This window comes from Flavobacterium sp. RSP49 (assembly GCF_003968735.1).
Lineage (GTDB): Bacteria > Bacteroidota > Bacteroidia > Flavobacteriales > Flavobacteriaceae > Flavobacterium.
In genome coordinates, this window is record NZ_RYDN01000053.1 from 1 (window position 1) to 9,968 (window position 9,968).

Below are 9,968 nucleotides of genomic sequence, written 5' to 3' on the forward strand. Positions count from 1 at the left end.
AGCGGAATTGATAGTTCACCTCTGTTTTCCTTTGAATAAATTTAGTGTTTTTTATCTAATACAAAGTAAAGGCGGATTTGCAATCCGTGCCCACAACGATAAGAATTCAATCAAAAGAAAACAATAAATATGATTGCTTCGTTCCTCGCAATGACAAAGTACACGGTTAAAATCCGATAGCGGATTTGCAATCCGTGCCCACAACGATAAAAACTCAATCAAAAGAAAACACTAAATATGATTGCTTCGTTCCTCGCAATGACAAAGTACACGGTTAAAATCCGATAGCGGATTTGCAATCCGTGCCCATAACGATAAAAACTCAATCAAAAGAAAACACTAAATATGATTGCTTCGTTCCTCGCAATGACAAAGTACACGGTTAAAATCTGATAGCTAATGTCTCATCATATATGCAACGCAAAAAATAACAGTGTCATAACGCAACCAAATACACTTTTTGCTATCTTTATAAAAACATTTCGCAATGAAAAAAATAGTACTTCTCCTTCTGGTTTCATTTCTATTTATTTCCTGTTGGCCCACAACAGATAACGGTGAATTTGCTCGTCAAGAATACAAACCTGTTATTATTGCCCGTAGCGCTCTAGAAACATCTATTGCGTTTCAAAATGCACAACCTATTATCAAATCAGGGAAAATTTATATCAAGGACGATTTAATGTTTATCAATGATGTCAATAAAGGTTTTCATGTTTATGATTACACGGATCCTAAGAAACCAATCCGAATCCATTTTATAAAAGCTCCAGGCGCTACTGACTTAGCCATCAAAGGAAATACGGTGTACATCAATCAAGCAGTTGATTTGGTCACTGCCACATTCAACCCTACTACCAAAATTTTTACGGTAACCAACAGAAACAAAAATGTATTTCCGCAAAAGCAAGCTCCAAATGGCTTACAAGGCTACACTAAAGAAAATGAAATAATAATCGATTGGACTTTAATCAAGTAACACATGAAAAAAATTATATCCTTAGTATTATTAATATTTTTAATGGGTTGTTCAGACAGTGACAGCGCACAAAACAGTGAAATAGGACAAGGTGGTTCGCTTGCTGTTTTTGCCATAAAAGGGAACTATTTATACGGTGTTGACCAAATGAAATTAAATGTATTCTCGCTAATCGATTCCGAAAAACCCGTAAAAGTCAATGAGATTTCGATAGGTTTTGACATTGAAACCCTGTTTTCATTCGGAGATAATTTGTTTATTGGATCTCGAAACGGAATGTTTATCTATTCAATCAGCAATCCTGAAAATCCAACAAAATTGTCAAGCGTGCAGCACTTTACCGCCTGTGATCCTGTCATTGCCAATAGCACACACTCCTATGTAACCTTGAACTCGAACACCACCTGTGGCAACAACACTAACGTTTTGCAAGTTTATGATACCAAAGATTTAACGAATCCAAAATTAATTCACCGCAGAACACTCTCGCAACCTAAAGGCATCAGTTTTTACACCGCTGATTATTTACTGGTTTGCGATGATGTTATCAAAATATTCAACATTCAAAATCCTGCTGAACCAGTTTTAGTACATGCCATTAACAAAAATTGTTTTGATTTAATTGTACGAGACAACACCTTATTTGCCATTGGAAATAACGGCGTCTATCGCTATAAAATGAATCCGAACAATATAAAAGACATACAACTAGAAAGTGAAACAACGTTTTAATGCTCCTCAAAATACCGTTCTTCAATTCGCTTAATGTCTTTTATTGAATTTTTAGCCCAAGCCAATCGCTTTTCTAAAATTTCATTTTCGGATAAATGCCAATCAATGTTTGAATTGCGCAATCGATTCGTCAAGTTTTGAATGATGATTGCAGCTGAGACTGAAATGTTCAAACTCTCAGTAAAACCCACCATGGGAATTTTTAGAAAACCATCGGCGCGCTTCAAAATTTCCTCAGATAGTCCATCTCTTTCTGTTCCAAAAAATAAGGCACTGGGTTTCGAAATGTCAAAATCTTCCATCAAACAATCATTCTCATGTGGCGTGGTAGCGATTATTTGATATCCTTTACTTTTTAACGCGTCCACACAGTTTGTAATGCTGTCGAAGGTATTGATATCGACCCATTTTTGGGCGCCCATGGCAATTTCCTTGTCGATACTTTTTCCGTAGCGTTGCTCGATAACGTTCAACTCCTGAATTCCAAAAATCTCGCAGCTTCGCATCACTGCACTGGTATTGTGCATTTGAAAAATATCTTCTACAGCAATGGTAAAATGATTGGTTCTGTTTTCTAATATTTTCAGGAATTTTTCTTTGCGGTTATCCGTTAGGATATTTTCAAGAAAATTAAGGTAATCAATGTCAACCATTAGAATATTTATTTATGCAAAAATAGTAAAAAAGACTAGCTTTATAGCTTCAAAAGTAGATTCTGACAGCTGCTTTTGGGATTGTTCCATAAAAGCTGAATTATAAATGATTGCGGAATTTGCGTGAGGGATAGAGGCGGTATCCTTTTTGGGCTTTTTAGCCAAAAAGATAAAGCTGAAAGCCCGACCCTTGTGGTCACGCCCAAATTGATATAAAATGAAAAAGAAATTAGTGGTTTTGACAGGAGCGGGGATTAGTGCCGAAAGTGGCATCAAAACCTTTCGGGATAGCGACGGACTTTGGGAAGGGCATAATGTGCTGGATGTGGCCACTCCAGAAGGTTGGCATAAAAACCCGGCTTTGGTGCTGGATTTTTATAATCAAAGACGAAAACAACTCAAGGAAGTACACCCTAATTTAGGCCACCAAATTCTGGCTGAATTAGAAAATGAATTTGATGTTTTCATCATCACACAAAATGTAGATGATTTACATGAACGCGCCGGAAGCACGAATGTGTTGCATTTGCACGGCGAATTGTTGAAAGTAAGAAGTACCAAAAACCCAAATTACATTCTGGATTGGCAGGACGATTTGAATTTTGGCGATTTCGATGAAAATAAAAATCAATTGCGTCCACATATTGTTTGGTTTGGCGAGGAAGTTCCAGCACTTGATCAAGCCATTAGAATTAGTGAAGGTGCAGATTATTTTGCGGTGATTGGGACATCTTTGCAAGTGTATCCTGCAGCCGGATTAATCGATTTTACATCCCGCGAAACACCTATTTTTTATATTGATCCAAAACCCATAAAAATTCCAAATCTCCGAAATCCATTAGATGTGATTCCTGAAGTGGCATCAGAAGGAATGAAAACACTAAAAAAGAAGCTAATCGGCTTTATTTAAAAACCATTCGTTTTCTATTTTGTCACGAAAGGGTTATATTTGCGCCTTTCGAACAAACAACAAAACAATGACTACTTTAAACGAATTGAATGCTATTTCTCCTATTGATGGAAGATATAGAAACAAGACTATTTCGCTGGCTCCATTTTTCTCTGAAGAAGCCTTAATCAAATACCGTGTATTGGTTGAAATTGAATATTTCATTGCTTTGTGCGAAGTACCTTTACCTCAACTTGCAACCGTAAACCCAGATGTATTCGACAGTTTACGTAATATTTATAAAAATTTCTCTACTGAAGATGCCCTTTGGATCAAAGAGACGGAGAAAGTAACCAACCACGACGTAAAAGCGGTAGAATATTTCATCAAAGATGCTTTTGAAAAACTAGGCTTATCCCAATATAAAGAGTTTATTCACTTTGGATTAACATCTCAAGATATTAATAACACGGCGATTCCGCTTTCGACAAAAGAAGCTTTCGAGAAAGTATACATGCCTTCCTTGATCACTTTGACATCAAAATTAAAAGATCTAAGTGTCGAATGGCACGATATTCCAATGCTTGCCCGTACCCACGGACAACCGGCTTCACCTACTCGTTTGGGTAAAGAAATTGGTGTTTTTGTAGAACGTCTGGAAGAACAAATGCGTTTGTTGTTTAATATTCCTTTTGCAGCTAAATTTGGCGGAGCAACTGGAAATTACAATGCGCATCATGTGGCGTATCCTCAAATTGACTGGAGAAAATTTGGAGGGAAATTTGTGGAGGACAACCTTGGTTTACACCACTCCTTCCCTACTACTCAAATTGAACATTACGATCATTTTGCTGCATTTTTTGATGCGTTGAAAAGAATAAATACAATCATCATTGATTTGGACCGAGACATTTGGACGTATGTTTCGATGGAATATTTTAAGCAAAAAATCAAAGCGGGAGAAATAGGTTCTTCAGCTATGCCACATAAAGTTAATCCTATTGATTTTGAAAATTCAGAAGGAAATTTAGGAATGGCCAATGCGATTTTCGAACATTTATCAGCTAAATTACCTTTGTCTAGATTGCAACGTGATTTAACGGACAGTACCGTTTTGAGAAATATTGGTGTACCCATAGGACATACGTTAATCGCTTTTGAAGCTACTTTGAAAGGCTTGAACAAATTGTTATTGAATGAGCCAAAATTCCACGAAGATTTAGAAAAAAACTGGGCTGTAGTTGCCGAGGCAATTCAAACAATTTTGCGTCGTGAAGGATATCCTAATCCGTATGAAGCATTAAAAGGATTGACCAGAACCAATGAAGCTATTGATAAAAAAGCGATTCACGGTTTTATAGCAACACTTGAAGTTTCGGATGCCATTAAAGCTGAATTAATGCAAATAACTCCTAGTAATTTTTTGGGAATCAGCTAAAAAAAAATAACCCGTCTTCTTATTAAATTCTGCTTCTATAAAATTTTAACGTTTTATGGGAGCAGAATTTTCTTTTAAGACTAAAATTATCATAAAAAAAAGTTATCCTTTAACGTTTTTTTTGATAAATAATAATAAAATTATATATTACAACAATACCAAAAAACATTTAATACAAATCAGTACATCCATCAATGAATCCCATAGAAGCAACATCACAAATAACACAACATTTACATCCTCTGATCAGTGATTTAGGATTAATATTAATGACCGCTGCAGTTGCGGTACTTTTATTCAAAAAAATAAGACAACCTTTAGTCTTAGGATATTTAATCGCTGGTTTTTTAGCGGGGCCAAATTTTATTTTTTTTCCATCAGTACAAGAAATAAACAGTATCGAAGTCTGGGCTGAGATTGGTGTTATTTTCCTTTTATTTAGTTTAGGTCTGGAATTTAGTTTTAAAAAACTGATGAAAGTTGGAGGTACTGCCGCTATAACGGCGCTGTTTCAAATAACCACTATGATCGTTTTAGGGTATCTCGTCGGACAATGGATGGGATGGTCCTTGATGGATAGTATTTTTTTAGGCGCTATTTTATCGATGTCTTCAACAACAATTATTCTTCGTGCTTTTGATGAGCTGAATGTAAAGGGGAAAAAATTTGCTGGAATTGTTTTTGGAACCTTGATAATAGAGGATATTGTAGCCATTTTACTGATGGTCTTACTTTCAACAATAGCTGTCAGTAAACAATTTTCAGGAATGGAGTTATTCGAATCTGTTTTAAAACTCTTTTTCTTCTTAATATTATGGTTTGTAGGTGGTATCTTTTTCATACCCACCCTTCTTAAAAAAGCAAAAAATTTATTCAATGAGGAAACCCTATTGATAATATCAATCGCACTCTGTTTAATGATGGTTATCTTAGCTACAAAAGCAGGTTTTTCCCCAGCACTAGGTGCCTTTATAATGGGCTCTATCATTGCTGAAACCATTCATTCAGAAAGAATTGAGCATTTAATTAAACCCGTAAAAGATTTATTTGGAGCTGTTTTCTTTGTATCGGTAGGAATGTTAATCAACCCAAATACTTTAGTAGAATATGCAGTCCCTGTTGTAGTAATCACGTTAATTACAATTTTTGGAAAATCGATAAGTACGATGTTTGGAGCGCTAATTGCCGGTCAGCCCCTAAAGCAATCAGTCCAGTCAGGGATGAGTTTAGCACAAATTGGCGAGTTTTCTTTTATCATTGCCACCTTGGGAATGACATTAAAAGTGACAAGTGATTTTGTGTATCCAATTATTGTTGCAGTTTCAGCAGTAACGACTTTCACTACCCCATTTATGATCAAAATAGCGTTGCCAGTTTATGAACGCTTAATAAAAATACTGCCTAAAAAATTGATAGATGCTATAGATCGATATAGTGTGAATTCACAATCTGTAAAAACGACCAGCAATTGGCAGATTGTTTTGAAAGCAAAGTTGTCACAAATTGTGGTTCATTCTGTAATTATTATTGCCATAATTATTTTATCTGACCGTTATATTATTCCAATGACAGAAAGTTCTAAATTTGGAAACGCAGCAGCAGCCTTGGTAACATCTATAATAATAGCTCCTTTTTTATGGGCATTATCCTTCAGAAAAGTGGCGGTAGAGCAGATTGAAGCTTTGCAAAAAGCAGGCAAACATCGTGGTCCAATAATGGTATTGATTCTAATCCGAATTAGTTTAGGAATCTTTTTTATTGGCTTCTTATTAAATAATTTTTTATCGCCTTGGATAGCCTTCGTCGCTTTGATCGCCGCAATATCTGTTTATTTATTGTTCCCAAAAAAATTAAACACTTTGTACAATAAAATTGAGCTTCACTTTTTTCGAAATTTCAATGATAGAGAAATTTCTCAAGCACAGAAGAAACGAAGTGATTTAACTCCTTGGGACGGGCATATGGCATTTTTCGAAATTACCAAAGAATCAAATCTGGCAGGTAAAGCATTGAATGAACTTGAAATCCGAGAAAACATGGGTATTAATATTGCTTTTATAAAACGTGGAGGTATTACTATAAATATTCCTGATGGCAATGAACGCGTATTTCCCGGTGATGAAATTTGCGTCATTGGAACCGATGACCAAGTTCAAATATTTAAATCTTATCTGGATCAAAATGAATTTGAAGTTCCTGAATTAGTACAAGAAACCGCTATAATATTAAAACAAGTAGAACTAGAAAATGAAGAATTTATCGGAAAAAGCATTCGGAAATCACAGCTAAGAGAAAAAACGCATGGTCTGATCGTCGGAATTGAAAGAAATGAAAAACGGATTCTTAACCCGAATTCGGATATTATCTTAGAGAAAAATGATATTCTTTGGATTGCAGGAAACGAAAAATTACTTACTGCCTTTTTTGAAAAGTAAACCAAGGTCTTTTGTTGTACTCCAAGTTTGATGAAATTATAATTCAACAGGGTCCTCTTTTATTTGAGATGTATTTTACCAACGTCTAAAATAAATTATTATCTTTATTAAGAGCCGTTCTCAATAAATCTATCGATTTTTTTGTCGGGATTTCTTGTTTTATTTGTAGGAGTACTGCAGCAATTAATATCATTATTAAATTTTAAATCCGAAAAAAAATATAATTCAATAAGCTAATCACTTTATCAATTTTATGTCAAAAAACAAAATATTAATCCTATTTTCCCATCCACTTTACGAGAAATCGCACGCAAATAAAGCCTTGGTGGAAAATATTCCAGAATCAGAAAACATAACTTTCCATGATTTATACGAAGAGTATCCTGATTTTGATATTGATGTAAAACACGAACAGGTTTTGTTAAGTCAGCATGACATCATCATTTGGCATCATCCCATGTACTGGTATAGTTGTCCGCCATTGATGAAACAATGGATTGATATGGTACTGGAACACAACTGGGCGTACGGAAAAAAAGGAAAGGCCTTGCAAGATAAAATTATTTTTCAAGTAATTACAACCGGCGGAGACAAAGAAAATTATTGCAAAACCGGCAGTGAACGGTACAGTATTCCCGAATTGCTCGAACCGTTTAACCAAACTGCAAAAGTATGTAACATGATATATTTACCCCCTTTTGTTGTGCATGGCACACACAATATGTCCAAAGATGATTATAAACAAAACGGTTTAATGTATGGCCATTTTCTAGATTACATAAACAACAATAATTTAGATACGGAAGTACTTTTGCAGTACCATTATTTAAACGAATGGTTTGCCACAATACAACAATAACATGGATACCAATTTTTTACTTCAGGCTATTATTTATTTATCAGCTGCCGTTATTTGTGTTCCTATTGCTAAAAAATTAGGATTAAGTTCTATTTTAGGCTATTTATTTGCCGGTATAATAATAGGCCCTTATGTAATGGGATTTATTGGTCAGGAAGGCCAGGATATTATGCATTTTGCTGAATTTGGCGTTGTGATGATGTTGTTTTTAATTGGTTTAGAACTGGAACCCAGTAAGTTTTGGAAAATGAGGAAGTTTATTATTGGAATGGGTTCCGCACAATTAGTTGGAACAACGCTTCTTTTATTTTTTGGATGTCTTTATTTTATGGATTGGAAATGGGAAACCACACTGGCCGTTTCCTTAGCGCTCGCATTATCCTCTACGGCCATTGTATTGCAAACTTTAAAAGAAAAAGGATTATCTAATACTTCCGTGGGACGTTCGTCATTTGCTGTTCTTCTTTTTCAGGACATCGCCGTAATTCCGATTTTAGCTTTTCTGCCGCTTTTATCTACCGTAAATCTTGAAACTACAAATGAAATTCAACAATCCTTAATTACAGGGTTTCCCAGCTGGTTGCAAACTTTAATAGTCATCGGAAGTATATCGACAATATATTTTGCAGGCCGCTTTTTATTTGTTCCGCTACTGCATATTATCGCCAAAACTCGGTTGCAGGAATTGTTCACCGCATCGGCATTGTTATTAGTTGTAGGCGTTTCTTATTTGATGCAGCTGGTTGGGTTAAGTCCCGCTCTAGGAGCATTTATGGCTGGAGTCGTACTGGCCAACTCTGAATTTCGTCATGAGCTGGAAGGGGATATTGCTCCGTTTAAAGGATTACTGCTTGGTCTTTTTTTTCTTGGAGTAGGCGCATCGATAAACTTTAAACTGATTCTTGACAATCCCCTTTTCATATTTGTTTTTGGAGCTATTCTTACTTTGGTTAAGTTTTTCGTTTTATTTATAATCAGCCGCTTTCATAAAAAGAAAATAGACCAAAACCTATTATTTGCTTTTGGGTTAAGTCAGGCAGGAGAATTTGGTTTTGTAATCATGAGCTTCTCTATGCAGCTAAACATCATTCCTAACATTTTGGCCAATCAAATCATGGCCGTTATTGCTATGAGTATGATAGCAACACCTTTTTTACTGTTAATAAATGAACGCTTAATTTATCCTAATTCAAAATTTCAAGAAAAGGAAACAAAAAAAGACAGTGATTATATTGATGAAGACAATCCTGTAATCATAGCTGGTTTTGGTCATTTTGGCAGTACAGTTGGCCGCCTATTAAGAGCCAATAACGTAAAATCAACGATCCTAGATTATGATTCTGATCGAATAGATGTATTACGAAAAATGGGATTCAAAGTATATTATGGAGATGCCACTCGTTTAGAATTATTGAAAGCTGCAGGTTGTGATACTGCCAAACTTTTTATTGCTGCCATTGATAATCCTACGGTAAATTTGCAAGTAATTGAAACCTTAAAAAAACACTTCCCAAATTTAAAGATCTTAACTCGTGCCCGAAACCGAATTGATGCCTATGAATTAATTGACCATAAAGTAGAACACATTTATCGGGAAACGTTATACAGTGCGGTCAATATGGGGGTAGATGCCTTAGTAGAATTAGGTCACAGAAAATATACCGCTACCAGACAAGGGCAGCAATTTATAAAATATGATGAAATTACCACCCGAAAATTGGCAGAAAAACGTCATGATAAAATGGCCTATCTGATCACCGTAAAAGAAGAAATTGAATTACAGGAACAATTGTTGAAAAGTGATATTTATTCCCAAGTTGCAGCCACCAATCACAGTTGGGACAGCGAGCATTTGAAAAACAACTTAGCAGATACTACAGAATAACGATTTTCCGAAAACTGAAAAATGTCTTGTCCTGAATAACCGATACAGATTATTAGATAAAAATATTTAATTAAACACTTGCAAAAACGTTTTTGCAA

General features: G+C 35.3%; 8 protein-coding genes. 7 read left to right on the forward strand and 1 reads right to left on the reverse strand.

The annotated features are described in order from the left end of the window. The first annotated feature begins 487 nt into the window (after positions 1-487). Together EKM02_RS14355 and EKM02_RS14360 are read left to right on the forward strand one after the other, a co-directional pair. On the forward strand, positions 488-979 hold the full coding sequence (locus EKM02_RS14355) for a hypothetical protein (RefSeq protein WP_126456316.1): 492 nt from the start codon (positions 488-490) through the stop codon (positions 977-979). A gap of 3 nt (positions 980-982) precedes the next feature. After that, entirely contained in the window at positions 983-1,711 is a 729-nt protein-coding gene (locus EKM02_RS14360) for a hypothetical protein (protein ID WP_126456318.1), read from the forward strand. Here the strand turns inward: EKM02_RS14360 and EKM02_RS14365 are convergent. Beyond that, positions 1,708-2,364: a TrmH family RNA methyltransferase gene (locus EKM02_RS14365; RefSeq protein ID WP_126456320.1), complete on the reverse strand. Its 657-nt coding sequence runs from the start codon at positions 2,362-2,364 to the stop codon at positions 1,708-1,710. The genes EKM02_RS14360 and EKM02_RS14365 overlap by 4 nt on opposite strands. 217 nt (positions 2,365-2,581) lie before the next feature. Between EKM02_RS14365 and EKM02_RS14370 the strand changes: the two genes are divergently transcribed. From EKM02_RS14370 to EKM02_RS14390, 5 genes are all read left to right on the forward strand, one after another. Further along, positions 2,582-3,274, forward strand: coding sequence for an SIR2 family NAD-dependent protein deacylase (locus tag EKM02_RS14370; RefSeq protein WP_126456322.1), 693 nt, complete (start codon positions 2,582-2,584; stop codon positions 3,272-3,274). Positions 3,275-3,341: 67 nt separating this feature from the next. Continuing rightward, on the forward strand, positions 3,342-4,691 hold the full coding sequence (purB, locus tag EKM02_RS14375; protein WP_126456324.1) for an adenylosuccinate lyase: 1,350 nt from the start codon (positions 3,342-3,344) through the stop codon (positions 4,689-4,691). Positions 4,692-4,885: 194 nt separating this feature from the next. Continuing rightward, on the forward strand, positions 4,886-7,126 hold the full coding sequence (locus EKM02_RS14380; RefSeq protein WP_126456326.1) for a cation:proton antiporter: 2,241 nt from the start codon (positions 4,886-4,888) through the stop codon (positions 7,124-7,126). Positions 7,127-7,379: 253 nt separating this feature from the next. Further along, positions 7,380-7,985 (forward strand): NAD(P)H-dependent oxidoreductase, encoded by a 606-nt coding sequence (locus EKM02_RS14385; protein ID WP_126456328.1) that lies wholly within the window; start codon positions 7,380-7,382, stop codon positions 7,983-7,985. A 1-nt stretch (position 7,986) separates the two neighbouring features. After that, on the forward strand, positions 7,987-9,870 hold the full coding sequence (locus EKM02_RS14390; protein WP_126456330.1) for a monovalent cation:proton antiporter-2 (CPA2) family protein: 1,884 nt from the start codon (positions 7,987-7,989) through the stop codon (positions 9,868-9,870). Positions 9,871-9,968: the final 98 nt, after the last annotated feature.